We start from the raw sequence: 24,941 nt of genomic DNA, 5'->3' as shown, positions 1-24,941 counted from the left end.
TACTCTGTGGGACAAAAGGGGCGCCAATTTACAAGATGTTGATGGAAGGTGTGACCCGTTTAGCCGAAACCGCATCAATACGGGGGATGGCTAACAGAGAATAACATCTGATAACTGATCTATTGGTGGAAGGTGCAATCCCTTCCCTGGCGTGTAGGCGTCAGAAAGCTGCATCCCCGTGGTAGCGACTGGACCTCAATCCACGAAGCGGGATGTGAGACAAAAGAAAACCGCCAGTCCGAGGCGGTAGAAGTCTGAAGCGTGCTGTCATGATGAAATGTTCTCCAACCGGAGAATGAATTGAAGGTATGACTGACCCATCGTAAGCATGTACAAGCTTAGACGGACTAAGTGGCTTGACCAAATGGTATCTGCGTGAACCTTTGAGTTCTTTACGTTCAAAGGAAAAGTGAGGCTCCTCTTCCATGAGCCCCATCCTACCGAAATACGCACGGTGGATAGTACCCATCTACAACAGCCCAACGACAATGGATCGGAACGGGGGAACCCCGTCATAGCTCTTGCCCGTGGTCGATCGGATAAGTAGGAATCCATCCAATGCTTGACGGAGAACGATGGTCTAAAAAGCAAATGCCTGGGGAAAAGCCCCAGGATAGGCTAACGTAGACCCTGCTGTATGGAGGATAGAGAGTGAGTAGAAGAACAGATAGGAATACGCCGCCTCATCAAGAAATTGACGAAGCGAGCGGGACTTGGAAGAACCTGCCCTGGAAGAAACTAGAGCAGCACGTCTTCCGTCTTCAGAAGCGCATCTATCGAGCCAGTCAGCGTGGCGAAACGAGAAAAGTAGAGAAGTTGCAAAAGTTGCTGATGAAATCGGAAGCCGCACGACTCCTTGCGGTACGACGGGTGACACAAGACAACCAGGGGAAGAAAACAGCGGGCATTGACGGGATAAAATCTATCAATCCCAAACAAAGACTTCTCATGGCTCAAGCCATTCACCCGAAAAACCAACACCGTCAAAAAGCCAAACCGGTACGCCGCATCTGGATACCCAAACCAGGGAAGAAAGACGAACGCAGGCCGCTAGGTATTCCCATCCTGGTCGAGAGGGCACAGCAAACTCTGGTAAAACTGGCCCTAGAACCGGCTTGGGAAGCGGTGTTTGAGGAAAACAGCTACGGTTTCCGACCAGGGCGCTCATGTCACGATGCCATAGGAGCAATCTTTAACGGTATCCGATTCAAATCCAAATTTGTGCTGGACGCCGATATCAAAGGTTGTTTCGACAACATCGACCAAAAAGCGTTACTCCAAAAGCTCAAAACATATCCGCAGCTTCGGCACCTCATGAGAGGATGGCTGAAGGCAGGAGTACTAGAAGGGGTGGACTTCACCTCAACGGAAACAGGAACGCCGCAGGGCGGCCCACTGTCGCCGCTACTAGCTAATATCGCTTTGCACGGCATAGAAAAAGCGGCAGCAAATGTCTGTTCGAAGCAGAAAGGGCAACCAATCTTCATTCGATATGCAGATGATTTCGTCATTTTACACGCCGACAAAGAAATATTAGAGAGAGCAACAAAAGCAGTAATGGAACACTTAAAAGGCATGGGACTCTGGTTGAGCCCGAAGAAAACAAGAGTCACCCATACGTTAACTTCATATGAGGGGAACGTAGGTTTTGACTTTTTAGGCTTCTCCGTACGTCAATTTCCAATGGGAAAAACCCATACCGGAAAAAACACGCAAGGAAAACCCCTTGGGTTCAAAACCTTCATCACCCCGAGTAGAGAAGCCATCAAACGTCACACTCTCCAAATGAAACTGCTGATACGAAAACGAAAATCTGCCCCTCAAAAGGCGGTCATTAGCGCGATCAACCCCGTCATCCGAGGCTGGGCGAATTACTACAAGTGGGTAGTGTGCAGCAAGGCATTTCATGCCTGCGACCACAACACCTTTCGCCAACTCGCCCGATGGGAACAAGCAAGGCATTTAGGGAAGAGCAAAAGATGGGTCAAAGACAAATACAGCATTCCCATTGACGGATCCCAACGGTTCGGCACCTACATCCGAGATAAAGATGGGAACCCCAAAGCTGTATACGTCCGATATCATACAGAAACGCATAGCCAAGACTACGCAAAAGTCAGAGGATCGGCGAGTCCGTATGATGGGAATCACATCTACTGGTCACAGCGACTCAAGCAACACCCGCTTATGAAAAGCGAAAGAGCAAAACTCCTCGCCCTTCAAAAAGGACAATGTCCCAGATGCGGACTCTACTTTCGAGATGGCGATGTCCTAGAAACGGATCATATCACCCCAACCGCACTTGGTGGAAAAGATGATATCAGCAACAAATGGGTTTACCATCGCCACTGCCATGATGAGAAAACCGCCGAGGATGTAGCGAGAATCGCGCAACACAAGGCGGCTGGTGTCAATCACAGTTGACCATACACTGAGGAGCCGTGTGCGGGGAAATTCGCATGCACGGTTCTGGATTGGCGGTGGCGGGAGTGATCCCGCTGCCGACCATACGAGGCCCCATCAGGAGCGGCATCGCCTCTCTAAAGAGCGCTGATTTCCCATGTTTCGGCTCAAAATCGGTCCACTAGAAAGTATTCAAGAGGTCAATTACCAGCTCTCTTGGCAAGTGGACAGAAATCCACTTATGATAGGGGTGAGTTGGTTCAGCGCTAATTACGCTTTGTGCTAGTAGTTTAGACGGCCAGATCAGCTAACTTGAGAGGAGATCGACCTAAGAGCGTGTTGACCATCATGCCAGCGCTATGAGCAGTGACTTTGACCGCAATGCGCGTGAACAGTCCCCAGACGCTCTTGGCATAATGCTTGGAGAGGTGAAACTGCTCTTGCAATTGGGCATTGACCGTTTCGCAGATCAAGCGCAAGCGATTGAGAACCTTTTGAGCCGTCGCAGAGCGCTTGGCAGGCTGATTTGCTTTGACGGGAGCTAATAAGAGCAACGAGCGAGTGTGCTCAAGGGTACTTTGGAGTGCTTGATCATTGTAAGCCCCATCACCAATCAGCCGCTTGAGGTGATGAGCCACCGAATCGAGCAACTCCACTACGGGCTGATTGTCATAGTGACTGGCTGGAGTCAGCAAGAAGCCAAGAATGACGCCTGAGAGACCAACGAGGCTATGGAGCTTGCATCCAAAGTACTTCATCGCCTTGCTGCTACAGACTCCATAGTCGGCATGACCAGCAAAATCGCTTGCCTTCTTACTGCGTTTGTAGCTGAGACAGGGGACAGGAGCCGAGTCAATGGCGGCGGTCTCCTCCATCTGCTGGGCCTCTTGCACCAGACACAAGCCTGCTCGTATGGCCAAGATCACGGCCCACAGAGATCGCTTGCGGCGGTTGTAGCGGCTGCGTTCATTGAGTCCAGGAAAGAAGGGCCGCAAATGCTCGTGGTGCAAGCGAAAGAAGTGATCTTCTCTCGGCTCTCCAATGAGCTCCTGATACAAGGCGATGGTGACCACCTCGCTATCTGAAAGCTGGGGGGCGGGTCCTGGTCGCTCTAAGGCGTCTTGGATCACGGCTGACCCTTTCATTAGGTCGTCAACTATGATAAAAAGAGTGGTGAGAACGGTCGCTTTGTCAAGCATTGCTGTACGCTCCTTGTTTGTTGATTGGCTTTACAAACAGAAGCGTACTTCCGTTCTCCTTTTTTGTCATCCACTAGCACAAAGCGTATCTTTATATCGACAATTAGCAATGATAGTAATAAAAGGTAACGAAGAGTATAATACACTGACGATTACCCCATTATGGTCCTTATTTCGGTGGAAGGAGATGCTGCATACACCTGACCTATCACACTGATTACGCTCTCCGTGTCTTGCTTTACCTGGCGGCCTACCCTGATACCCAGCTAGCAAACATTCAGGACATCGCCGATACCTACACCATCTCTAGCAACCACCTGATGAAGATCGTGCATAAACTGGGCAAGCTCGGCTATATTGAAACAATCCGAGGACGTAACGGTGGCATGCGGCTGGCGCGCAAGCCTGCTGATATCCGCATCGGCGAGGTGGTACGCCAGACTGAGGAAGATTTTTTTCTGGTAGAATGCTTTGATAGCGAGCACAACTGCTGCGTCATCACGCCTGTCTGTAATCTTCGCACCGCCTTACAGGAGGCGCTCACCGCCTTTCTCAGCGTCCTCGACAAATACACCCTGGCCGACCTGACCAGTAATAAGGCCCTCTATCAGCGACTCATTACGATCATGCAGAAGGAACCACAAAGGTTGTAGGGAAAGTCGAGGTGCGAATTGGGTTCGCACGACCCACGCCTCGACTTTCCCTGCCTGTGAGAGCCATAAGCGCGAAGATTCATTACATCCTTGACTTTTCATTCCAACATGATTTATACTTACCACCAAGAGAGAAGGAGGAAGCAGAGACAAGACAATGGCAGGCAAGAAAGCATTTCAACCAGAGCAGGTATTGCAACAGGCGATGGATCTGTTCTGGGAGCAGGGATATGAAGGCTCATCGGTCGAGGACCTGGTGGCGCACACGGGTATCGGGCGTGGAAGCCTTTATGATACGTTTGGCGATAAACACTCATTGTACCTGGCCGCACTGGATCGCTATTGCGCCCGAAACCAGGGACAAATTGAGGCCTTTCGCCAGCAATCGGGACCGTTGCGCGAGGTTCTGGCGAGCATTTTTCAAACATATATCGATATGTTGCTCAATGATCCCAAACATCGTGGCTGCTTCCTGGTCAACGCCAGTGTTGAATTGGCGCCTCATGATCCCGATGTACGCACACGTGTGCAGGCCGCCTACAAAGTTATGGAAGAGGCCTTCTACCGCCTTCTCATCAAAGCGCAGGCGGCAGGCGAACTTGCCTGGACATATGATCCACATCAATTCGCCCATTTTCTGCTTGGTGCTCTAATCAGCATTCGCGTGCTCGCACGCACTAACGCTGAGCGTGAGGTGCTCCAGAATATCGCGCGCACAACGCTGTCTGTCTTTGACTAAATTTTTTTGTCTTTATGTTGGAATAATTATTCCAACATAAAGACAAGTTAGATCGATATAGTGTGATTAGCTACGAAAGGAAAACGGCTATGCAAATCGAAGGTTCAATCGCCCTGGTGACCGGTGGCAATCGTGGGCTGGGGAAAGCCTTTGTCCAGGCCTTGCTCGACGCGGGGACGCGCAAAGTATATGTTGGTGCCAGAAGACTCATAGAGGCAGATGATCCCCGTATCCAACCAATCAAGCTCGACGTTACCAGCAAGGAGGATATCCAGGCAGCCGCACAAGCTTACCAGGATGTCAACATTCTGATCAATAATGCTGGAGTTGCGTATGTAAACTCTCATGCCGCGCCCACGTCGATAGATGAGGCGCGCCAGGAGATAGAGACGAACTACCTGGGAACGTTGGCCATAAGCCTGGCGTTTGCCCCAATTCTTAAACAGAATGGAGGAGGTGCCCTCGTCAATATGCTCTCCGTAGCAAGCTGGTATTCTAATCCTGTTCTTGGCTCCTATGGCGCTTCCAAGGCGGCAGCATGGTCTATCACTAATAGCATACGTATGGAGTTGCGCGCTCAGGGAACACTGGTCACCGGTATCCACGCCGGCTTTATCGACACCGAGATGGCCTCCTCCTTCCCAGGTCCCAAGGCTCTGCCTCAAGACATTGCTCAGGCAACTATTGAGGGCCTCCTTGCTGACCGCGAAGAGGTCCTCGCCGACAAGGTGAGCCATGAGATCAAGGCCGCTCTGGCTGCTGATCTATCCGCCTTCTATCGTCGGATACAGCAGCAATGGGACAGCAGCACACGATAAGTAACCCTAGACGGGGTACCCAATGGTAGGAAGTAGTGGCGTGCATCGCGATCACTACCGTGATGCACGCCACTACTTCCTATCCCGAGGCGAGCTTGAGAGTCGAGGCGAAGTCACTATGTAGAGCGAAACAATACTTGTTCGGAGGAGAATAAGCGCATGGCCAATCTCACTCATCTTGCCCTGCTGGAAAAGGGCATTGAGAACTGGAATCAATGGAGACAGAACCACCCTGAGATCGAGCCCGACCTCTTATGACTGTCCATCTCTCATTACATGAGAATGTATGGGAGTATATTGGACACAACCTGCAAATAGAGCTACTATTCCTGCTAGGAGCGGTTACCTTTGATGTAGGAACCTTATTCTTGCTCATCTTCAATGGTGTGACTGGCAGTATCTTCGCCACTGCCATCGCTCTACATTATGGTGTGGGGTTCTTGCTTAGGGGCCTGCTTCCTCACGGAGTTCCCGAAACTCTGGCCTGGTTATTCATCGCGACATGCAGCTTTTTTATGGGAAGCCGTCTCCGTGCTTACTTCTTTCAGAGGAAAGAGGAAAGTACAACAGCGAAGGAGCAGGCCGGCAAAGGAGTGCACAATTCAGCAGCAATCTACATTTTTCTGCTTTTTATGGCGACGTTGCTTATTCTGCTTGTGGGTTTTCTGGAGGCTTACGTCTCTCCCCACCTTATATGAAGGGACAATATGTCCCACCCTGCTTGCCAGTGATCAGGAGAGGTGAGACATAGACCTCCAGAAAACCCGCGCAGACCAGCAAAAACGTGGTTATACCTATCAGTCAACCATAGGTCTTCCAGGGAAGGAGGCTATCCTTTGCATGAGAGGGCGCACCTTCCGAAACCCAACCCCCATTCGGTGGCAAGCGGTGGCACGGCGATAGTGACGCCGCTTGCCACCGAATGGGAGTCAGGTGGTGACTAGCGCTTCGCGCTCAGAATTTCGGATAAGTAGTACCTGGCCAGAAATGACAAAAGCGCATCTCCCTGGTGGCAATTTTTGCCCTTGAGGGTGAAGCACTTTCACAAAAGCGCTGGATCTTGAAGGTTTTTTTAACTTAGCGCTTGTACCCTTTCTTCAGAGCGCGTTGGCGGGAATCTTGCGAAGCTAGAGGTTCGGTTTCCCAGTATTCTTTCACAGGTTGTTCGGGCTGCTGCCAGTATTCTTGCGGCGCACACTATGGAGTCGGGTGATACTCTTGCCGTGATTGTTCCGAGGTTTGATAGCGCTCTGAGGCATGCCGCTGCTCAGAATGGGCTTCGACCTGTGGACGCTCAACTGGCTTGGGACGCGTCTACTCACGCTTCGCTTGCCCCTGGTGGGCTGGTGTGCGTACAAGGTGCGGATAATACTCATGGAAGAAATGGCGACTGATAAAGGTCCCTTTGAGTTCGGGGTCGTAGCGACAAGCTTGGCAAACATGGAGCGGTTCGGGCAGTGGCTCACCCCGTCTCAACTCATGCACAATGTAGAGTGGGGGTCGTGCTTCTTCGCAATAGTGACACTGGACCATAATGTGTTCCTCCTCTCAACTGCTGACCACTTTCCAAAATGTGGTAAACACCGCGCGGGTACGTTCAAAGGGAAAGCGCAGGAAATACATCGCTAGCGCGCAAAGCCCGAGAGCTGACTCCCTTCCCCATCAATACACCATCCACTATCCACATTTTTCAAACCCATGCTCACCCTTACCATCGCCACCTGGGCATCACACCACTCACGCTCAGTTCGCTAACGACTGTGTTGTTGGAGAAGATCCCCTCTTTCTGCTTGAAGAGCTATAGCATAATGTTTGTCGTCTACGCACTACATTTACTGCAATATAATTTTTTCTCCTAAGAAGAGTATATTATATTAATAACCAAAGTACAAGCAAAATTAAGTATAATAGAAGATGCTGTATACTCGTACGCAGCTACTAAATCTAATTTAAATGCATTTCTGTCTCCCAAAAAAGGTATAGTGTATAGATGTATGGTACGGGGGGAATATCCGTGCTACACGTCTGTCTACACACTATACTTTGAGTGCCACAGGCGCGAAAGCAAATACGCCAATTAATATTCCTGCGCAGGGTCAAGAGTAGCACGCCAGAGCTGCTCAAGCGCTTTCAAATCGTCCATAAAGGCTTCCTGGCCCTGGTCAGGCTTTTGTTCCAGTTCTTCAAGCACCTTCAGCGTAAAGTCTTGAGTGCCCACCTCCTTCCAATCTTTGCGCAGCCTGGGGTGAAAGGCGGTGCCAGTCATGCAGGCAAATTGAAACTTGTTCTGCTCACTCTGTACATTTGCGCTATGCCCTATAAGATATTTCCCGTTATTGATATTGGTAACAAGGTAGACACAGCCACGGCGCTTGCGTTCTTTGTATTCATTGATAAGAGCTTTTCGTTTATTCATTGATGCTCACACTTCCTATGCTCTCTGCCTTGTCTCCTCCCGTGATGGGAGCTGGAAAGGTTTGGCTAAAGGAGAAGGCAAAGGGTGTTGGACCATGCAGGCGTAGATAATCCATGCGCTCTTTTACCTCGTCCAGGTCAGGTGTATGCCCCGCTGGCACCCACCATAGGGCGATGTAGGCACCCTTCAAGGGTACAAACCATTCTCGCCGGCGACGCATTATCTGCACATGTTCCCCCCGATAGGTAAAAGCCCTGAGTGCCTCGATGGAGGACCAGACCGATATAGTTGCAAAGAGCCGCTCATCTGTGAGTAGATCGCGCGAAAATGAAGAAAGGTCCTCAGCCTTTAAACGCCAGATAAAGCCCGGACTGGCCTCGGCAAACGCGTAGATCTGGTCTAGTTGAGCGGCAAAAGCGGCCAGGCGTGGATCGCCCAACGGCGCGAGGGCGTAGGCCATATTGACCTGGGCAATATGATACATAAATTGTTTGGCTTTCCTTTCTGTAAGCAACAATCTGTTCACTCTTCTAAAAGTCGGCGCTGAGCTCCCAGGCGCTCCACCTGGGAGCGAAATACGCGTTTATTCTGCTGGGGATTGGCCACGGAGGGATCGGGAATCCACTCCAGTAAGCCACTCTCAATAGCCCGCCCAATGCGCATTCGGTTTGCCTGGGTATTTTCGCCAAAGGCCAGGGCAGCCGCGTTACTGATCGTAATCAAGTCGTCGACCGAGACCCACCAACGAACGCGCGAGACCAGAACCCCTATATCTGTACGCCAGAAGTCAGCGGGAAAGCTAGCTTTGGAGCGCAGCGTGTTTCCCAGCAAGAGATCCCGGAGGTGATACAGCGCCGCCTCGGCGCGCTGGATATCATCCCTGGTCGCGCGTATACGCGCATACTCTCCATTAGCAATACGTATCAACAGATCTAGCTCCTGCCACAGGGAACTTCTCTCATCCAGCCATCTCTGACCCGCAGGCAACTCCGGCTCACCCAACGCCATCCCCAGTTCACGATAACGCTGGCAGACCAGGGCCGCGATCTCTTGCACAAGGGCATCAGTAAAAAGAGCCATAAACTCCCTCGCTTCATTACATCATCTCCCCTGGATCATAACGTAACTAACGTTAGTTGTCAACAATTCTCCACTTCAGCTTCTCACCCGCCAATGGTTTGCCTTTCTAGTACAGATCTCCTTCTTCGTGTGATACAGTTCCCTCATACCTCATCAATAAACAAGAATAAGTGGTTGAAGATAAAGGAAGCATTGTAGATGATTTCTCGCTTGGTTACGTTGCCGGATGATTTTGTTCGTATTGATGAACTCCTCCGCATTTGTGAAACTGCAGATACGGTTGATCTCGATCTTCATCGCCACGCGCTCCAAAAAAACCAGGCTACCGAACGATTCCAGGTATGGCTTGATGATGCTGGCAACATGCAAGGGTTTGCGCGGCTCCACTTTAATGAGACAGAGAGCCTGACGGAAGGCCGTTACTGGTATTACCTTCGGCCAACAGTCATGGGTCAGGGTATCGAGGCGAGTGCTTTACAGTGGGCTGAGCAGAAAACCTTGCAGCAGCGTGCGCATCGTGCATGTCGTCTGTTTACCGCGTCGCGTGCGGATCATCCCGCTCGTTTTCAGTTTCTGGAAGCGAACAACTTTACTCGTGAACGCTATTTCTTCACCATGAAAAGGGCGCTACATGAGACTCCACCAGCTCCAGAAGTGCCCAGTGGCTACACGATTTGCACCGCGACATTGGCAGATATCGAAGACTTTACTGATTTGCATAATGTGGCGTTTCGGGAACATTGGAACTCCCTCCCAATTACCAGTGAGGAATTGCGTGCGGAGAAGCTTGATCCTAACTATCGGCCTGAGATCGATCTTCTGGCGGTAGCCCCTGACAGCACCCTGGCCAGCTTTTGCACTGCTAGCATTGAGCCCATGAAACGTGAAGGAATTGATGAGGTTGTTGGCTTTATCGATAGCCTCGGAACCCATCCATTACACCGTGGTCTTGGACTCGGTCGTGCGCTCCTCCTCCAGAATTTGCGCACACTGCATGCTCTTGGGATAATCAAGGCATGCATTAGTGTCGATGCGGCTAATCCCACAGGTGCAGTGCGTTTGTATGAGTCGGTGGGATTTCAAACATTTGAGACATGGCTCTCCTACTTCAAATCTTTGTAGGCCGTGCGCGCACCGGTTTGATCACTGACTTGCATCTCACCTTTCCAGAGGAGATATAGGTCAGCTCTTCCGGCTCAATCTGTTTAGACTGGCACCTGCTGATCTTTTTGCTCCCACACACCGTACCTCTTCGTGCCTGCGGCACGAAGGGAAAGTAAGCAGGCGCAGACATCAAATAGGAAATATGTGATAGGATAAACAGAACAAAATTTGCTGTGCATTTGTAGAAGGAGAAACCTTTCGTGCAGGATCACGCTATTCCCAGGGCCGCCATGATTGGAGCCGCATCTGGAGTCTTAGTAATGGCTTTCTTTAGCACCGGATGGGCCTCGCTGGCTGTAGGTGCCTTGAATGGCTGGGGCAATGCCTTTCTCTCGCCTCTCGTGTGGCTCACCGGCATCATACAACTTATCGCGGGAATCTACCTGCTCATCGCGGCACGGCAATTTCCCGTCGCGACAGCTGAGCAGCAGGCACAAGGCCGAAATATGGGCAAGTGGTATGGCATCACCTTTGGGCTGGAAGGCGTTTTCATTGGTGTTGCATCAGCGATTTGCAATGTAATCGGCCATACCGAGATCCTTATTCCGATTATTGCCCTGATTGTTGGCGTGCATTTCTACCCCTTCGCGCTTATCTTTAACAGGCACATCGACTACTGGCTCGCCTCATGGACCTGCCTGGTCGCGCTTGTTGCGCTGTTTGCCGTCCCCGCAACACCTATAACATCAGGTGGAATGACTATTGACATGCAGTGGCTTGTGTGTGGCCTTGGAACTGCCATCGCGACCTGGATCTACAGCGTGTACGGATTCCGCGAGGGAATGCGCATGTTGCGCTTCAATAAACAGCGGCAAGTGGAGGTTACACTTCCTTCATAGACGTCACATTCCCGGCTCCATGCCCCTACACTACTGTAAGCTATAATGTTCACGAAGCCCAGACCCTTACATACTATAAGGAGAGGCATGATGGCAAGCGATGGGATACTGGGGCAGCCAGCACGCCTTTATTTTCAAGGCCAATATAGCCAGGAGCAACAGGGGCTGCGGTTGCTTGATGCCTACCTTTATGTACACAGAGAGAGCGCTGAGATGGCGCGGCACTTGCTGGTATATCTGGAGTTGGGAAGGCACCACAAGAACATAGACGCACACCTGGTTTATGGAGAACTGGCTGGTGATTGGACTATTGATGTGACGGTCTATAGCCTGCAAGATTATTTCAATTATATGGTTGTACTTAGTACAGAATACATAGCGGGAACGCAAGACTTGAAACGCGTGCTAACGCTTCAGGCGCTCCATGACCTGCACATGGCTTTGCGCAAACAGTTGATCGAAGAGGAGAACACGGCGTGTTGACCGGTGCATTGGCGCTCCTGCTACTGGGGATAGGAACGCTTGCCCTTATGAAGGGTGCGGATTGGTTTATGGACGGCGTTGGCGATGTGGCGCGCCAGGCTGGCATCAGCCTCTTCGTCCTGGGTATTATCCTGGCAGGGCTGGAGCCGGAGGAGATGCTGACCGCTGCCATTGCCTCGAGTCAGGGGAATGCCCCGCTCGCGCTGGGCAATATACTCGGTAATAATTTCACGATGATTACTATCGCGCTTGGCCTCTCGGCGATCCTCTTTCCCATTGTTCTTGGGCGCGAACTGCGCCGCCAGGCCGTCATTGCCACCCTTATCTCGCTGCTACCAATTGGCCTGCTTCTTCTGGGAAACATATCGCGCCTGGCTGGCCTGCTGCTCCTCCTCGTCTTTGTCGGCTACACATGGCTACTGCTCCGGATAGATCGCCAGGCTATCGAACGCTTTCAAAAACTTGAAGATGACGATGATGATGACAATCAACAAGCGCCCAGACAGAAGCTTTGGCGACCGCTGGGACTCGTCGGTGGTGGCTTGCTGGGGATGGCTCTGGGAGGACCGGCCATCGTGTGGGGTGCGGAAGCCCTGACACAGGTTGTTGGTCTGAGCCAGCACGTCATTGGAGCCACACTTGTCTCCCTGGCGACCGCGAGCGAGATGATCGCCCTGGGGATCGCGGCGGCACGTAAGAGGCAATCAGAGGTCCTGGTGGGTGGTGTGCTAGGGTCGTTCGCCTATAACCTGCTAGTTACCCTTGGCCTGGCAGCCCTGGTGCGCCCGCTCCCAGTAGATCTCCATCAATTGATGATCTCGCTGCCCGCGATGATCCTGGCTCATTTGCTGTTGCTTGGTTTCATCTGGCGTGGGCGCCTCAGGCGCTTGACAGGAGCCTTCCTGCTCGTGCTCTATGCTGGCTTTATCCTGGCGATGGTGCTCACCGGCCACCGGGTAAACTAATGGGAAGAAAAAGTAATTGGGGCATATAATTATGCTAGACAGGCATCTCCTGGCCATTGTGACCCTTACAGTCCATGCTCTTGCCTCTGGGATCGAAGAGGAAGCAGCAGGGCGACAATACTCAAGAGGAGTAACGCTCCTCCCAGGCCAGTGCCTACCCACGCCAGTCCGCTATCGCCCAGGCGTCCTATAAGCGGGTCCAGAGCGCTTTTTCCCAGTGAGCCAACCAGGGAGAGCGCGGAGAGAGTGGTCGCCCTGGTAGTGTCTGCGATACGCCCATTCACTTCTTGTGCTACCACAGGCTCCTGCCAGGCGGAAAAGACGATCACGCCCGCGATCAGCAGGAGGGTAAGTAACCAGCTATGAGTCGCCCATGGTAAGAGCAGGTAGCAGAGTCCAGGGAAGAAGCAGGAACAGGCCAGCAAGAGACGTGTGCCCAGTAGCTTGTGTATAGCTGCCAGGCGTAGGAGAATGAGCAACTGTAAACCGAGCGCGGCGGCTGTCAGTGGCCCAAATAGGGCAACTGGAATACCCACTCGTTGAAAGTAGGGCTGATTATACCAAAAAACTGCATTTGTCAGCGCGAAATTCACTGACCCCCACAGGCTCAAGAGCGCGAGTACAGGTTGAGAACGCACGGTCTTCCAGGCACGTTGTAACACCTGCCTGACTTGAACCTGCTCACTGTTCTCCGTCGTTCTAGCGGCCGGGGCATAGTGCCATATACGAAATGCCGCAAGGAACGCGAACAGGGAGGGTATGAGGCTCGCCATAACCGCAAGCAAGGGGCTGGCAGCCCCTAAAAAGCTACCCGTAAGCAGCCCTAGAAAGAATCCCGCGCTCGACGCGCTGGCGAGCAGCGCGAAAGCCTCTCCGCCTTGCCTGCTTCTCTCATGAGCAGGTAAAGAAGCGTAAACCAGGGCACTTTCGCAACCAGAAACACAGGCAAAAGCGACACCACCCAGCACTTCAGCACAGGCAAAGAGCCAGAATCCATGTGCGAGCACGAAGACCAGCATCCCCACCAGGCCAATAGCGCGCCCAAGCAGAATCATCCTGGTATAGCCAATGCGCTCCGACCAGATGCTGGTTGGAACGTCCGCTAGCCAGATGCTGGCCGAGAGAATCGCCTCCATCAGAAACATCTCGGTAAAATTAAGCCCCCGCTGCTGTTGAAAGAGAACCAGCGTGGTCGAGTAGAAGAACAAATTACTGAAGAAGCGCGAGATCACCAGCCAGCGAAGTGTAGGCATAGAGAGCAACGCGCGCCCCGGCACGGAGCGCCAGAAAAAAGACATACAGATATCCTCCTGTCTAACAAACACCCATCATCAGAGAAGGTGGGTACAGGAGGTGCGCGCGCGGCCTGGCGAGCCAGCAGGACTTATATTGGATGTGGCTGCACTTGAATACGATCCATAATGAAATTGTATCCCATTTACGCGTTATACGCCATTGATCTAGTTGCGAATGAATACCCGCAAGCAGACCAACGGCGTATATTAATCGTGATAACCCTGGGGATGGGCCTGGAGCCAGTTCCAGGCATCGGCGATCATGCTCGCCAGTTCGGGCTTTTGTGGCTTCCAGCCTAGATCGCGCTGGGCCTTCTCGCTGGAGGCAACCAGCACAGGAGGATCGCCAGCGCGCCGATCAGTCTCGATAGCCTTGATGGGTTTGCCCGTCACCTGGCGCGCGGTCTCAATGACCTCGCGGACCGAGAAGCCCTTGCCGTTGCCCAGATTGTAGATTTCGTGCTTCCCTGGCTGGGCATGGGTAAGGGCCAGGATATGCGCTCGTGCCAGGTCCTCGACATGGATATAGTCGCGAATTGCCGTACCGTCAGGGGTTGGATAGTCCGTACCATAGATCTGGACCGATTCGCGGGACCCTGCCGCCGCCTGGAGCACGAGCGGGATCAGGTGTGTCTCAGGATTATGCACCTCGCCCAGCTCGCCACTGGCGCCGGCAACATTGAAATAACGTAGGCTGACGGCAGCCAGGCCATGTGCCGCAGCCTCAAAGCCTATCATCTGGTCCACAGCCAGCTTGGAGCCGCCATAGGGATTAGTTGGTCGGGGTTGCGCGGTCTCCAGGATGGGAGTCTCCTCCGGTGCGCCATAGACAGCCGCCGTTGATGAGAAGACCAGGCGCTTCACGCCCGCCTCGCGCATGGCGTCGAGCAGGTTGAGTGTGCCCACGACGTTATTGCGATAATAGCGCTCTGGCTGCGTCACCGACTCGCCCACCAGCGAGAGGGCCGCGAAATGCAGCACACCATCAAAACCATCCTTGAAAACCTCTTTGAGTCGCTGGGCATTGAGCAATTCGCCCTCCACCAGTTTAACCTGGGGAAGCACCGCCTGGTGATGGCCCTTGGTGAAGTTATCCAGCACAGTGACCTCATGCCCAGCCTCCACCAGTTGCTTGGTCATGACACTACCAATATATCCGGCCCCGCCGGTAACAAGAAACTTCAAGCTAGAACCTCCATAATAGGTTGTATTTCCCTGTAATCATACAACAGATAGAAAGCATCTTGTCCGAGGGGCTTTCCCATTCGGTAAGACCATCGCTATCGAACATTCTCCTGTATTGCTTTTTTAGACATGTTCAACTTCTTTGTCCAGGTTGATAGATCTCGTCAACCTGGGGATGGTCTACATGGTACAGCGTTTTGAGCAGGCGTCTGATGCCCGGTGGATTACGCTCCCCAAGAATATCCTGATCAACCTCGAAGTGTTCAGCCAGCCATTCGTGTTTGTCCATCGGTCACATTCTTTCGCCGCGTTCCGTCAAGGTAGTGACGGGCGAGACGCAACCGATGTGACAGGGAGCGTAACTCCCTGACGTTGCGCCGGATGCGTGGCGACGTCTCGATCGGAACTGGAATGGTCAGCATCCCAGTTGTCCATTTTTAGAGAAAATCGGTGATTCTTTTCAGCAAAGAGACCTGAAGGAGAGTACAGAATGCCAGCACGAATGAAGAACCCAGCGATGATCCTTCCTGACGCCATGAAGGGCATCCAGAACCTATACAAGGCCATGAGCCAGGGAGGCGTACCACAGCAGACGCTGGAGCTTGTCCATCTACGAGCGAGCCAGATCAATGGCTGTAGCGCCTGCGTCGATGCGGGCGCACGCAGCGCCAAGAAGGTAGGCGAGACCGACGAGCGACTCTTCGCCCTGGCGGCCTGGCGAGAGACGCCCTACTTCACCGATGCCGAACGTGCCGCCCTTGCGCTCGCCGAGGCTGCTACCCGGCTCGCCGACCGAGCGGATGCGGTCTCCGACGAGATCTGGGAGGAGGCCGCCAACCACTTCGATGAAAAGGGCCTGGCCGCCATCATCATCATGATTGCTACGACCAACCTGTTCAACCGCCTCAACGCCACCATCAGGGAGCAGGCGGGCGCGGCCTGGAGCTGAGCGACGCCAACACCGTCCACCGCCTTCTGCGGTGGAGAACAGCAGCGGTTGGAGGTGCCATGCGGCGCACTGCTTGCATAGGATCGCCCATCTGAACCCTTTCTCGCGCGAAGACAGGATCTCTTTCACAACACCACTGAGGAAGAGGTAATGTTGTCCCGATTGGAGAGATGGTCTAAAGTGAAAGGAGAAGTGACCATCTCTCCAATCGGGACAACATCATCCCAGAGTACGGATATCAGCATAGATGGAGGAGGGCTGTCGGGAGGAAAAGATCGTCATGAATACTTCTGCCGCCTGGAAACAAGTGTATATCCTACTCCTTAGTAGTATCCTGGGGGCGCTATTCATCGTGAGTACCTGCACGGTGACGTTTGCCGCCCCAAGCCTGGCAACAGGAAAAAAGGAGGCTCCTATGAAGCTCATCAGTCCTGCCTTTGAACATGGTCGACCGATTCCATCTCAGTATACCTGTGATGGAGCCAATCACCATCCGCCCCTTACCATTTCCCATGTGCCAAGCGAAGCGCAAAGTCTCGCCCTGGTGGTTGAAGACCCGGATGCACCGACGAAAGTGTTTACGCATTGGCTCATCTATAATCTTCCTCCCTCAACGCAGCACATCCTGGAACAGAAGGCTCCTCTCGGAGGTACTGATGGCGTCAACGATTTTGGCACACGTGGCTATAAAGGACCATGTCCACCTTCTGGTGTGCACCACTATGTCTTTCGACTCTTTGCGCTCGATACACGGTTAGCGTTACCGGAAGGCATGAAAAAAGAGGACGTATTGGCGAAATTGAAAGGCCATGTGCTTGCAACAGCCGAATTAGTGGGAACATATACGAGAAGGTAAGAAGTAGAGATGACACGCGTTGGCCCTTTTTCCCGCTAAGTAGATAGTATCTGGAGCAGTAGATGTAAAATAAGTATCGAGACCTGGAAATCAATATGCTCCTTTCAGATCTGCCTCCGTTTTGGATAGAGCCACCCGATAAAGAGGCGTGTCAATAATGGCATTACTATCCAGTTGAGAAGTGCTATGAGAATAGCTGTTAGCAGCAATGCTCTCAGAACGAAATGGAGTGAGGTCAAAAAAGAACCAAATAGCAGATATAATATGGTCAAAATAGGAAAAGCCGCTAACCAGGTCAACAGAGCTGTTTTGTAGCGAGGGGGAGCGCTTTTTTGTTGTCCAGGTACTGTAAACCAAGCCTCCAACCCGGACGTTACCTGAGTCTCGGGTTCCTGTTGTTGAAAAGCCAGCATACGAGTACTCCATTTGAGTTGCTCTTCAGACTCCTCCCACTGTCGTAGATGGCTCAGGTGATCGAACTTGTAGACGATTCGATATTCATGTTCATCGGGTGATACTGAGCGGAATACCGACGTACCCAGGTGCCCGGGGAACTTCATAGCCGCTTCCACTATGCCCGAAATACACTCCTCGAGTTGCTCCTCACTCCCTGGCTTTGCTTTCCTGATGACACTGATGGTCACAGGTATATCGCTCCTTGCATATTTCTGTTCTGCCATATCGAGACTCTTTTCATCGTGAGCATGTATTCGGATAGGCGACAATTTGTCTGGGAATGACTCATATATCCAGTGTACAAGCCGACTACTTACTCAACTGTACATCAACAGCCTGGGCAGCCAGGAGATGACCTATGAAAGCGCCGTACTCGTCTTTTGCCAGTAGATCTTCGTCGATCTTTACGCGGTGACGGGTCGTGATCGTTTCGAGATTACGATGTGGATCATAGCCGACCTTCTCAAATTCTTCCCAATAGATACCTGTCCCATAGCGCTGCCAGCGAGGTACTGCCTCAAATTGGATGCCACGTTGGAGCAGTAACTCCGCTTTAAATGCCCGTGACTTGCCGCTCAAGATATCCAATCACTCTATTCGCAATATGTTGGCTTCAAATCAAGCAAGTAGCCAGGGGCCAAAGGCGGGAATAGCCATGTCCGCGCCATCGGTAATATTGCAATAGGGGTCGGCACCCCAGCCATACCAGAGGGCCGCACCTTCAGGTAGAGGCTCCTCCTTGAGATGCAAGGTGACGACATTCCCTTCCAGGGTCGTTTTATAAATGGCTGGGATGGCAACTCCCTGTTGATCGCGCAACGAAAAGCCGCCAGGATGGCCGGACGCATGTAGACCGCCGCGCACATAACGGTACGTGATGCGAATACGCGCTTGCTCTCTTTCGAGTACAACAGAGGAGATATCAGGCGAACGTAAGCCATCTACACAATCAGCCAGGCGCCTACCAAGTCGTTTCAGACCTTGCGTACTGATATGAATCAGGTCATCCAGTTCGAGGTCGATTGTCGCTACCATCGCGGTATGGGGAAGTATATCCTGCCATGTACGTTGCGCCTCGCGCATCCCACTCCAGCACACATCGGCGTCCGGATCTGCAATCGAGCGAATAAATCGGCCAATCTGCACATAGTAAAATGGGAGATCCGGGGCCTGGAGATCAGCACGCAAGGCTGTCACAAGGGTGTGCATACGCTGATGATACCGTTCGGTCGCTTCGGGATAGGCATCACTCTCCCCCTGATACCAGAGCACGCCCGCGATCTTGCCACCCACCTTCTCCACGCGTTTGAGCAAAGCACCATACAGAGAGGCATCGCCCTCATCACGTTTGGCCGGGTCCCACTGCTCCATGGAGGTTCCGCCATGCGCGCTTGGAATCAACCCGATGGGCACTCCGGTACGGATATAGCGCTCCTTGGCGAAGGTCAGGCCCAGGCCTGCCCCCTTGGTCTTCTGGGGATCGCGGGGTGGTATTTCATCTGGTACCTTGTCGAACCCCCAGAGCTGATGATGCACAATACGTGGCGACTCACCAAGCCAGTGCAATGGCTCTTCCGCGATGGCCCACTCCTCACGTGACTGAAAAGAATGCACAAATGGAGAAGGTGATTCGACATCTATCAGGTCGCCAATACCCTCCATATTGCTCTGCCCGGCCAGGACCCAGATTTCCCCCACCAAAATATCATGTGCGTCCCCCACCGTATATGGTCCCCCAACGGGCAACTCCACTATCTGTCCATCTGCCTGCTTTACGCGAGCCTGATTGTCAGAGTCTCGCTGCAATACCTGGTAGCTCTGCAAGGTTGTGTAGATCATCGACGCTGCGGGCCCTTTCAACTGAAAAATAGTAGTCAGCTTTACTATATCATTTTTCAGCCCGCATACAGCCAGAATTTCTCAAGGGCATATGATAACGGGCTGGTAGAGCCAGCCCGTTATCATATGCCCTTATTCCCTTTTTTACTCTACATACCTACCGCACCCGCGATAACAAGGACATTTTTTATCGCGGCAAAGTGCCAGAGTTCCTTGCCAGTAGCCTGATCAAGCACAGCCCTGCTTAGCGGGAGTACCAGGCTGTCGCCGAAAGGGAGAATCAATGGAGCATTTAATGCAACACCATCGACGTCTTTGGACCAGTATATCTTACCATTCTGTGGATTAATGGCTTGTACTCTTTGCCTGCTTCCGTCAAAGTAGAAAATGCCATAGATGCTTCCATTGTTACTCGCGATGCCGACACCCGAGAATGTGTTTTGTGACCCGGTCGTACACCAGGCATGTGTACCATCGCTGGTGTGGTATCCACAGAAGTGGCTGCCATCGAAAAGCACAAGCATATTCTGTACAACAACAAGGTCTGTAGGATTGTCAGCTTGCGACATGACTGACCACAATTGCGTGCCAGTAGTAGCATTCAGGGCAATGAGTGGTCTCTGATCTTTGTGGGAACCCTTAGGATCGTCAACTAAAGAATGCGTAACTTGGACATAGAAGACATTATTCGCTACCGTAGCGCTAATTGGCCCAGTTTGAACATCTTTCGTCCAGAGTGTGTGCCCATCTTTCCCGTCCAGGGCTTTAATATAATGCTTATTGGCAATCACATAGGCAACGCCATTGTTCAGACTAAGTAGCGCGGGTTCAGGTGCGTCATAATGCCAGATGATCTTACCTGTTTTCGCGTCCAGCGTATAAAGGTTTCCTTGTGAGTATCCACTAGCATATACGCGTCCCTGCTCTACTACAAGCAATGGCAAAGGGTCACCACCAACGACATGCTGGTCCATTGTCCCTAAATCTGTTTGCCAGATAAGGGTTCCATCCAGCGCATGCAGTGCCAGGACTTGCTTATTACCAGCAAAGTAAACAACGTGATCCTGAACGACCAGGTTGGCTTCACCACCGTAGGCTAACCCCTTATTGCCCTTGATGACCTTGACATTACTCTCTAACCCCTTTGGCACCGTATAGGACCAGAGTTTTACCCCTGTAGAGGCGTCCCTTGCTGTAAGAACCTCCCTTCCTGCGGTAGAACCAGCAAGGGTAAGTTCTGCGGCAACCACAATATTGTGTAGTGTTTTATTAGAAAAGCCGGTGGATGTTTGTTGCTTCTTGGCAAGGTCATGAGATGCATTTACCGCCGAGAAAATGAGGAGTGCACTGCTGATTAAGATGGCGACAACAACAACAGCAGCAATCCCCCGAAGAGTGGTTAGCCAGCGTTTACGGGTTCGCGGTGCCTGCTCTGGCTGAGAGCGCAAGCTACGATTAAGTTCAGGGGGTGATGTTTCTTCGGATGCTGGTGATTGCTTAGAAGATACGTGGCTCATTGTAGGTTCCTCCTTTTGATAGTCCTCTTGATGCATCTCAAAAATGAAGTGCTCAAGATAAGGATCGTCTTCTGCTTCTTGCAGAATCGTGATAATCGTATCCAAATCTCCACGCTCAAGCGCTGTACTATAGCGATAGAGCGTCTTTTCATATGCCAGGCGTTGCTGCCTATCGTGCTTAAGCATGGTGCCCTCTCTCCTTCCCTTGCTGATCTCGTGCATGCCAGGTCGACCGCAGACGATTAAGCGCTCGATGTAGGCGGACGCGCGCGGAGCCTGGAGAGACATTAAGCGCCAGGGCCAAACTCGATGTGTCCAGGTCCTGTAAAAAGGCCAGGCGTAGCACCCGTCGATCCTCGGGTAAAGCCAGCGCAAGTAGTTCAGCAACCTGTGTACGCGTCTCTACCTCTTGTTCAGGACCTGGATGGGCCAGGCTGCTCAGTTGATCAAAAAAATCACTCTCGCCGCCAGGTTCCTCAGCAAAAAGTGAGCTACTGAATAAGAGTTCGCGCTGGCTTTGCTTGAACAGAGAGGCGCGCCGTCGTTTAATAACATTAGCGGCAATACCTAGAAACCAGGCCCGAGGTTGGCGCACAGTATGAAAGACATCAATGTGGGCCAGAGCCTCCAATGTGGCCTCGTTCAAAACCTCGGATGCGATGTTCTGTAGCGTCTCGCCCTTTGCCAGGCCAGCGCGTGCGACATACGAGCGTATAATACCCAGGAGTGGCTCCATATTCTCCTGCAAGAACGCGTGCAGGGCCAGGGCAGACTTATCTGCTGGTTGCTGCATAGCCTGTCTCTTCTCTCCACGAGATATCACAATATTTCACAATCCATTTCTCCAATACTGCTTCTCCAGGATTTTTAGATGCATGAGATAGTCAATTTAGCAAGTCATTTTGTTACAGCTTTTTCAGAAGCTAAATATTTACCAACGATAATTTTAAAATAATTTGATACAGATACATACAGAATAATTCATGTATAAGTCAAATTACCAGAAAAATATATGACAAAAAGAAGAATGCAATAGTGACTAAAAACAGGTAAATACGTTACTGTTATTGCGGAGCTTTTATTGCCGAAACCGCAAAATAGGCCCTTTAGTTCTTTATTGACAGAATACCTATATAATGCAGAGGGGAATAAGCAATGTCTATGCGCAGGATGGCATTCGGCGCTCAGGGAGGGTACTCGCTGGCTCGTTTGCTTATGCTATTTATCAACACCTATTCGGGACGTATTATTGGTAGTTCGCTGGTATTGATCGCGGGCATTATTTATGCTCTACAATCACACGCGGTCATGTATGATCATGCCCCCGTCGGTACCTATCATATTGTGCTTGACGCCGAGGAAGGCCGTTATTATTTGCACTGCGAAGATTGCCACAACACTATTTATTACATTGCTCAGACCGGCGACTTCAAGCAGTTTGTACAGTTTGATAGTAGCGCTCGGCTTGAGGACATGATCTATCGTAGTGATGCACTAGAGAATGTCAATGTCGATGGACATACAGGCGAGGGCTACAAGCTTACCTACATCGCCCAGGTCAATGCCAGTGGTCAGAAAATTGTCTATGAGACGCAGGAGCACCAGGATCATCCTGATGATTACTTCGATAATCATTGGACTCTTGGACTCCCTATCGTGGCATTAGGTGGTGCGCTCCTCGCCTTTTCCGTCTGGATCTTAATCTCTGATAAACGCAAGTTCTCAGTGAAGCAAGCAGCAAAATCAGTGGAGCAGGTACCAAATTATTAGGTATACTAGAAGTAGAGTAGCAAAATCTAGGCGTGATGATGTAGCTGGAAAACTGGCATAGGTGTCATTGACCTGTGCAATGTGATGGGGATGAAGAGGGGCTATATGTCTAAACGCCAACAGCAACATCTCATATTACCTCCCTGGCCAGAGCGGCCTGGACTGGGCTGGTTTGCCCGGGAGGTCCTGGGCAAACCGCTCTACCCCTACCAGGAACTTGTAGGCGATGCCATCTTAGAGAGCGTACTCGAAGGGCGAGGCGATACCTTCACCGTCATGTTTGCCCGCCAGATGGGCAAGAATCAGCTCAGTGCCACCCTTGAGGCCTATCTGCTCTTCTGTATGCGAGAGGGCAGCATCGTCAAGGCCGCTCCCACTTATAAGCCCCAGACTATCAATAGTCGCCAACGCCTGCTCTCCCTGCTCGATAACCCGCTTATGCGTAACCGTGTCTGGAAGCATTATGGCTATACAATAGGCATGGCTCCCAGGCACGAACAAGTCCCCTATCAGACGGGGCCACGCGTGATGTTCTTCTCCGCCGGACCTGGCGCCAGCATCGTTGGCGCGACCGCCTCCCTCCTGCTGGAGATCGATGAGGCGCAAAGCATTGATCCAAACAAGTATGATACCGATCTCAGACCTATGGCCAGCACGACCAATGCCACAACCGTTCTCTACGGAACCGCCTGGTCTGAGGAGACGCTCCTGGCACGCATGCGCACCCATAACCTGGAGCTTGAGCGCCTGGATGGTCGCCAGCGCCATTTTGCCTACGATTGGCGTACCTTGGCGGCCATCAATGATCACTACAAGCGCTACGTCGAGAGCGAGATAAAGCGTCTCGGCGAAGATCATATCAGCATCCGTACCCAGTATCGCCTGCTGCCCATTCTCGGCTCAGGCTACCTGCTCAATGACCTGCAATTCTCACTCTTGCGAGGCCAGCACACCTGGGAGTCTTCTCCAGATCCAGCCGAGGGCTTTTACGTTGCCGGACTCGATATAGCTGGTGAGCAGCATGCGCGCCCTGGTCAGCCAGCCGGTAAGCACGATAGCACCATCCTGACGATTGGGCGCGTCACTATTAACGATCTCGGCCTGCCCGAGCTACGCATTGTACGACACTACGACTGGACCGGAATGAAATATACTGACCAGTACGCCGCGGTCTCGCGCATCCTCCCGGAGTGGAATGTGCGGCGCACTGTTGTCGATAAAACAGGTCTGGGTGAAGGATTGGCCTCTCTGCTCAGCACACGCCTGGGCACTGAACGCATTCGCTCCTTCCATTTCACTCGCGCCAGCAAGTCCCAACTCACCTATCACCTCCTTGGCCTTATAAACGCAGGTCGCGTCAGCATCTATCGCCAGGAGGGTGCTCCTAACGCCACCTACCAGCAGTGCTGGCATCAGTTGCGCCACGCGCGTTACGAGGTACCCGCCGAGGGACTCATGAATATGTATGTGGACGAGTCTGATGGCCACGATGACTACCTGATGAGCCTTGCTCTCTGTTGCGAGGCTCTCCGCGATCACAATATGCCCTCCTCTCCCAGTAGCGTCATCCCTCCACCCCAGGGCTACGACGATGGAAGATATTAAAAGAGGTGTAGAAGAAGTGGCTGGTGCATGCACCAGCCACTTCTTCTACACCTCTTTACTTTAGTTGTTTTTGAAGAGATAATCATTCTAATAACAAGTACATCGAGGAGTAATGGAACACATATGGTACACACTTCTTTCGAGCAAGATATTTTTATCGCGACCTCGTCTGAAAAGGTCACAGACTTCCTGGTTGGTCTCAACAACCATTCACAGATCCACCCGCTTATTGTCAAAGTCGAGCAAACTGCCTCCTCTACTGCGGAAGATGGCACAGAGATCAAGCATTACAAGATCCGCGACCGGATGAAACAAGGCCCCTTTACCATAGCTTTCACCTACGATGTCATGATAGGCATCAATACGCAGGGAGAGATCGTCTCTGATGCCTACCAGAAACCTGGTATCCACCTGCACAACATCACGCGCTGCCTCCCCGAAGGCAACGGCACACGCGTCACAGAGCATGTAGAGATCACCGCCCCTCGTCTGCTCATTCAGACTGTATTTAAGCAAGGGTTGGCCTCCCACAAAGAAATGTTCGCCAATCTCAAAAAGGCCCTTGAAAACATAGATGCATGAGAATGTTTCTATAAAAGATATCGACTATCATGGCTCAGCTCTTGCGGCTTCGCGCGCTTGACAAGCAAGAGATGCTCACGTTATACTCAAAAAGGCAAATCTAAAGGACAGAACGTCCTTTACTAATT

At 51.9% G+C, this 24,941-nt stretch carries 27 protein-coding genes; 14 read left to right on the top strand and 13 right to left on the bottom strand.

Annotated features, from left to right (window positions below):
• The first annotated feature begins 651 nt into the window (after nt 1-651).
• Entirely contained in the window at nt 652-2,424 is a 1,773-nt protein-coding gene (ltrA, locus tag KRAC_RS35850; protein WP_007915906.1) for a group II intron reverse transcriptase/maturase, read from the top strand.
• 269 nt (nt 2,425-2,693) lie between these two features.
• Here ltrA and KRAC_RS35845 read toward each other — a convergent pair whose 3' ends face one another.
• Nucleotides 2,694-3,602, bottom strand: coding sequence for an IS982 family transposase (locus tag KRAC_RS35845; RefSeq protein WP_007915904.1), 909 nt, complete (start codon nt 3,600-3,602; stop codon nt 2,694-2,696).
• Nucleotides 3,603-3,796: 194 nt separating this feature from the next.
• On the opposite strand from KRAC_RS35845, the gene KRAC_RS35840 reads away from it, so the two are divergent.
• The 4 genes from KRAC_RS35840 to KRAC_RS79905 all read left to right on the top strand — a co-directional run bounded on the left by KRAC_RS35840 (nt 3,797) and on the right by KRAC_RS79905 (nt 6,510).
• On the top strand, nt 3,797-4,255 hold the full coding sequence (locus tag KRAC_RS35840) for an Rrf2 family transcriptional regulator (RefSeq protein WP_007915902.1): 459 nt from the start codon (nt 3,797-3,799) through the stop codon (nt 4,253-4,255).
• Between the two features lie 157 nt (nt 4,256-4,412).
• Nucleotides 4,413-4,994 (top strand): TetR/AcrR family transcriptional regulator, encoded by a 582-nt coding sequence (locus KRAC_RS35835; protein ID WP_007915901.1) that lies wholly within the window; start codon nt 4,413-4,415, stop codon nt 4,992-4,994.
• Between the two features lie 89 nt (nt 4,995-5,083).
• A complete protein-coding gene (locus tag KRAC_RS35830; protein ID WP_007915899.1) occupies nt 5,084-5,812 on the top strand; it encodes an SDR family oxidoreductase in 729 nt (242 codons plus the stop codon).
• Nucleotides 5,813-6,066: 254 nt separating this feature from the next.
• Nucleotides 6,067-6,510, top strand: a complete 444-nt coding sequence (locus tag KRAC_RS79905) for a stage II sporulation protein M (RefSeq protein WP_007915895.1) — start codon at nt 6,067-6,069, stop codon at nt 6,508-6,510.
• A gap of 616 nt (nt 6,511-7,126) precedes the next feature.
• Here KRAC_RS79905 and KRAC_RS72015 read toward each other — a convergent pair.
• From KRAC_RS72015 to KRAC_RS35805, 4 genes are all read right to left on the bottom strand, one after another.
• Complete coding sequence (locus tag KRAC_RS72015; protein ID WP_157507477.1) at nt 7,127-7,345, bottom strand: hypothetical protein; 219 nt, start codon at nt 7,343-7,345, stop codon at nt 7,127-7,129.
• A 544-nt stretch (nt 7,346-7,889) separates the two neighbouring features.
• Complete coding sequence (locus tag KRAC_RS35815) at nt 7,890-8,228, bottom strand: GIY-YIG nuclease family protein (protein ID WP_007915893.1); 339 nt, start codon at nt 8,226-8,228, stop codon at nt 7,890-7,892.
• Nucleotides 8,221-8,712: a DUF3291 domain-containing protein gene (locus KRAC_RS35810; RefSeq protein WP_007915891.1), complete on the bottom strand. Its 492-nt coding sequence runs from the start codon at nt 8,710-8,712 to the stop codon at nt 8,221-8,223. Before KRAC_RS35810 ends, KRAC_RS35815 begins: the two co-directional genes overlap by 8 nt.
• Before the next feature lie 38 nt (nt 8,713-8,750).
• Nucleotides 8,751-9,308, bottom strand: a complete 558-nt coding sequence (locus KRAC_RS35805; RefSeq protein WP_007915890.1) for a hypothetical protein — start codon at nt 9,306-9,308, stop codon at nt 8,751-8,753.
• A gap of 198 nt (nt 9,309-9,506) precedes the next feature.
• On the opposite strand from KRAC_RS35805, the gene KRAC_RS35800 reads away from it, so the two are divergent.
• The 4 genes from KRAC_RS35800 (at nt 9,507) to KRAC_RS35785 (ending at nt 12,759) form a co-directional block, all read left to right on the top strand.
• Complete coding sequence (locus KRAC_RS35800; RefSeq protein WP_007915888.1) at nt 9,507-10,430, top strand: GNAT family N-acetyltransferase; 924 nt, start codon at nt 9,507-9,509, stop codon at nt 10,428-10,430.
• Between the two features lie 242 nt (nt 10,431-10,672).
• Nucleotides 10,673-11,311, top strand: a complete 639-nt coding sequence (locus KRAC_RS63175; RefSeq protein ID WP_007915886.1) for a hypothetical protein — start codon at nt 10,673-10,675, stop codon at nt 11,309-11,311.
• 87 nt (nt 11,312-11,398) lie between these two features.
• Nucleotides 11,399-11,794 (top strand): hypothetical protein, encoded by a 396-nt coding sequence (locus KRAC_RS35790; protein WP_157507475.1) that lies wholly within the window; start codon nt 11,399-11,401, stop codon nt 11,792-11,794.
• Entirely contained in the window at nt 11,788-12,759 is a 972-nt protein-coding gene (locus tag KRAC_RS35785; protein WP_007915882.1) for a sodium:calcium antiporter, read from the top strand. The genes KRAC_RS35790 and KRAC_RS35785 overlap by 7 nt, the downstream gene beginning before the upstream one ends.
• 65 nt (nt 12,760-12,824) lie before the next feature.
• Here the strand turns inward: KRAC_RS35785 and KRAC_RS35780 are convergent, their stop codons facing one another.
• The 3 genes from KRAC_RS35780 to KRAC_RS72010 all read right to left on the bottom strand — a co-directional run bounded on the left by KRAC_RS35780 (nt 12,825) and on the right by KRAC_RS72010 (nt 15,528).
• Entirely contained in the window at nt 12,825-14,057 is a 1,233-nt protein-coding gene (locus KRAC_RS35780; RefSeq protein WP_007915881.1) for an MFS transporter, read from the bottom strand.
• A gap of 204 nt (nt 14,058-14,261) precedes the next feature.
• Nucleotides 14,262-15,239 (bottom strand): UDP-glucose 4-epimerase GalE, encoded by a 978-nt coding sequence (gene galE / locus KRAC_RS35775; RefSeq protein WP_007915879.1) that lies wholly within the window; start codon nt 15,237-15,239, stop codon nt 14,262-14,264.
• 133 nt (nt 15,240-15,372) lie between these two features.
• Nucleotides 15,373-15,528 carry a hypothetical protein gene (locus KRAC_RS72010; RefSeq protein WP_157507473.1) on the bottom strand — a complete coding sequence of 52 codons (156 nt, stop codon included), beginning with the start codon at nt 15,526-15,528 and terminating at the stop codon, nt 15,373-15,375.
• A 201-nt stretch (nt 15,529-15,729) separates the two neighbouring features.
• Here KRAC_RS72010 and KRAC_RS35770 point away from each other — a divergent pair, with 201 nt between their 5' ends.
• Nucleotides 15,730-16,188, top strand: coding sequence for a carboxymuconolactone decarboxylase family protein (locus KRAC_RS35770; protein WP_007915876.1), 459 nt, complete (start codon nt 15,730-15,732; stop codon nt 16,186-16,188).
• 280 nt (nt 16,189-16,468) lie between these two features.
• Nucleotides 16,469-17,044: a YbhB/YbcL family Raf kinase inhibitor-like protein gene (locus tag KRAC_RS35765; protein ID WP_007915875.1), complete on the top strand. Its 576-nt coding sequence runs from the start codon at nt 16,469-16,471 to the stop codon at nt 17,042-17,044.
• Between the two features lie 104 nt (nt 17,045-17,148).
• On the opposite strand, the gene KRAC_RS35760 is transcribed toward KRAC_RS35765, so the two are convergent.
• The 5 genes from KRAC_RS35760 to KRAC_RS35740 form a co-directional block, all read right to left on the bottom strand.
• Nucleotides 17,149-17,724 (bottom strand): antibiotic biosynthesis monooxygenase, encoded by a 576-nt coding sequence (locus KRAC_RS35760; protein WP_007915874.1) that lies wholly within the window; start codon nt 17,722-17,724, stop codon nt 17,149-17,151.
• Between the two features lie 85 nt (nt 17,725-17,809).
• Nucleotides 17,810-18,079 (bottom strand): hypothetical protein, encoded by a 270-nt coding sequence (locus KRAC_RS35755; RefSeq protein WP_157507472.1) that lies wholly within the window; start codon nt 18,077-18,079, stop codon nt 17,810-17,812.
• A 39-nt stretch (nt 18,080-18,118) separates the two neighbouring features.
• On the bottom strand, nt 18,119-19,339 hold the full coding sequence (locus KRAC_RS35750) for a sialate O-acetylesterase (protein WP_007915873.1): 1,221 nt from the start codon (nt 19,337-19,339) through the stop codon (nt 18,119-18,121).
• 149 nt (nt 19,340-19,488) lie between these two features.
• A complete protein-coding gene (locus tag KRAC_RS35745) occupies nt 19,489-21,042 on the bottom strand; it encodes an outer membrane protein assembly factor BamB family protein (RefSeq protein ID WP_007915872.1) in 1,554 nt (517 codons plus the stop codon).
• Nucleotides 21,035-21,649 carry an RNA polymerase sigma factor gene (locus KRAC_RS35740; protein WP_007915871.1) on the bottom strand — a complete coding sequence of 205 codons (615 nt, stop codon included), beginning with the start codon at nt 21,647-21,649 and terminating at the stop codon, nt 21,035-21,037. Before KRAC_RS35740 ends, KRAC_RS35745 begins: the two co-directional genes overlap by 8 nt.
• 362 nt (nt 21,650-22,011) lie before the next feature.
• Here KRAC_RS35740 and KRAC_RS35735 point away from each other — a divergent pair, with 362 nt between their 5' ends.
• From KRAC_RS35735 to KRAC_RS35725, 3 genes are all read left to right on the top strand, one after another.
• Nucleotides 22,012-22,626 carry a hypothetical protein gene (locus KRAC_RS35735; RefSeq protein ID WP_007915870.1) on the top strand — a complete coding sequence of 205 codons (615 nt, stop codon included), beginning with the start codon at nt 22,012-22,014 and terminating at the stop codon, nt 22,624-22,626.
• A gap of 105 nt (nt 22,627-22,731) precedes the next feature.
• Complete coding sequence (locus tag KRAC_RS35730) at nt 22,732-24,231, top strand: phage terminase large subunit family protein (protein WP_007915868.1); 1,500 nt, start codon at nt 22,732-22,734, stop codon at nt 24,229-24,231.
• 123 nt (nt 24,232-24,354) lie between these two features.
• A complete protein-coding gene (locus KRAC_RS35725) occupies nt 24,355-24,813 on the top strand; it encodes an SRPBCC family protein (protein ID WP_040445577.1) in 459 nt (152 codons plus the stop codon).
• Nucleotides 24,814-24,941 lie beyond the last annotated feature (128 nt).

Source organism: Ktedonobacter racemifer DSM 44963, assembly GCF_000178855.1.
Lineage (GTDB): Bacteria > Chloroflexota > Ktedonobacteria > Ktedonobacterales > Ktedonobacteraceae > Ktedonobacter > Ktedonobacter racemifer.
Note: the sequence above shows the minus strand (reverse complement) of the source record. Positions and strands in the feature narration are given on the sequence as shown.

Bases quoted from the DNA above. Each gene is read 5' to 3' on its own strand.
- KRAC_RS35845 (WP_007915904.1), bottom strand. From the start codon at position 3,602: ATGCTTGACAAAGCGACCGTTCTCACCACTCTTTTTATCATAGTTGAC.
- KRAC_RS35835 (WP_007915901.1), top strand. From the start codon at position 4,413: ATGGCAGGCAAGAAAGCATTTCAACCAGAGCAGGTATTGCAACAGGCG.
- KRAC_RS35830 (WP_007915899.1), top strand. From the start codon at position 5,084: ATGCAAATCGAAGGTTCAATCGCCCTGGTGACCGGTGGCAATCGTGGG.
- KRAC_RS79905 (WP_007915895.1), top strand. From the start codon at position 6,067: ATGACTGTCCATCTCTCATTACATGAGAATGTATGGGAGTATATTGGA.
- KRAC_RS72015 (WP_157507477.1), bottom strand. From the start codon at position 7,345: ATGGTCCAGTGTCACTATTGCGAAGAAGCACGACCCCCACTCTACATT.
- KRAC_RS35815 (WP_007915893.1), bottom strand. From the start codon at position 8,228: ATGAATAAACGAAAAGCTCTTATCAATGAATACAAAGAACGCAAGCGC.
- KRAC_RS35810 (WP_007915891.1), bottom strand. From the start codon at position 8,712: ATGTATCATATTGCCCAGGTCAATATGGCCTACGCCCTCGCGCCGTTG.
- KRAC_RS35805 (WP_007915890.1), bottom strand. From the start codon at position 9,308: ATGGCTCTTTTTACTGATGCCCTTGTGCAAGAGATCGCGGCCCTGGTC.
- KRAC_RS35800 (WP_007915888.1), top strand. From the start codon at position 9,507: ATGATTTCTCGCTTGGTTACGTTGCCGGATGATTTTGTTCGTATTGAT.
- KRAC_RS35790 (WP_157507475.1), top strand. From the start codon at position 11,399: ATGATGGCAAGCGATGGGATACTGGGGCAGCCAGCACGCCTTTATTTT.
- KRAC_RS35780 (WP_007915881.1), bottom strand. From the start codon at position 14,057: ATGTCTTTTTTCTGGCGCTCCGTGCCGGGGCGCGCGTTGCTCTCTATG.
- KRAC_RS72010 (WP_157507473.1), bottom strand. From the start codon at position 15,528: ATGGACAAACACGAATGGCTGGCTGAACACTTCGAGGTTGATCAGGAT.
- KRAC_RS35770 (WP_007915876.1), top strand. From the start codon at position 15,730: ATGCCAGCACGAATGAAGAACCCAGCGATGATCCTTCCTGACGCCATG.
- KRAC_RS35765 (WP_007915875.1), top strand. From the start codon at position 16,469: ATGAATACTTCTGCCGCCTGGAAACAAGTGTATATCCTACTCCTTAGT.
- KRAC_RS35760 (WP_007915874.1), bottom strand. From the start codon at position 17,724: ATGGCAGAACAGAAATATGCAAGGAGCGATATACCTGTGACCATCAGT.
- KRAC_RS35750 (WP_007915873.1), bottom strand. From the start codon at position 19,339: ATGATCTACACAACCTTGCAGAGCTACCAGGTATTGCAGCGAGACTCT.
- KRAC_RS35745 (WP_007915872.1), bottom strand. From the start codon at position 21,042: ATGCTTAAGCACGATAGGCAGCAACGCCTGGCATATGAAAAGACGCTC.
- KRAC_RS35740 (WP_007915871.1), bottom strand. From the start codon at position 21,649: ATGCAGCAACCAGCAGATAAGTCTGCCCTGGCCCTGCACGCGTTCTTG.
- KRAC_RS35735 (WP_007915870.1), top strand. From the start codon at position 22,012: ATGTCTATGCGCAGGATGGCATTCGGCGCTCAGGGAGGGTACTCGCTG.
- KRAC_RS35730 (WP_007915868.1), top strand. From the start codon at position 22,732: ATGTCTAAACGCCAACAGCAACATCTCATATTACCTCCCTGGCCAGAG.
- KRAC_RS35725 (WP_040445577.1), top strand. From the start codon at position 24,355: ATGGTACACACTTCTTTCGAGCAAGATATTTTTATCGCGACCTCGTCT.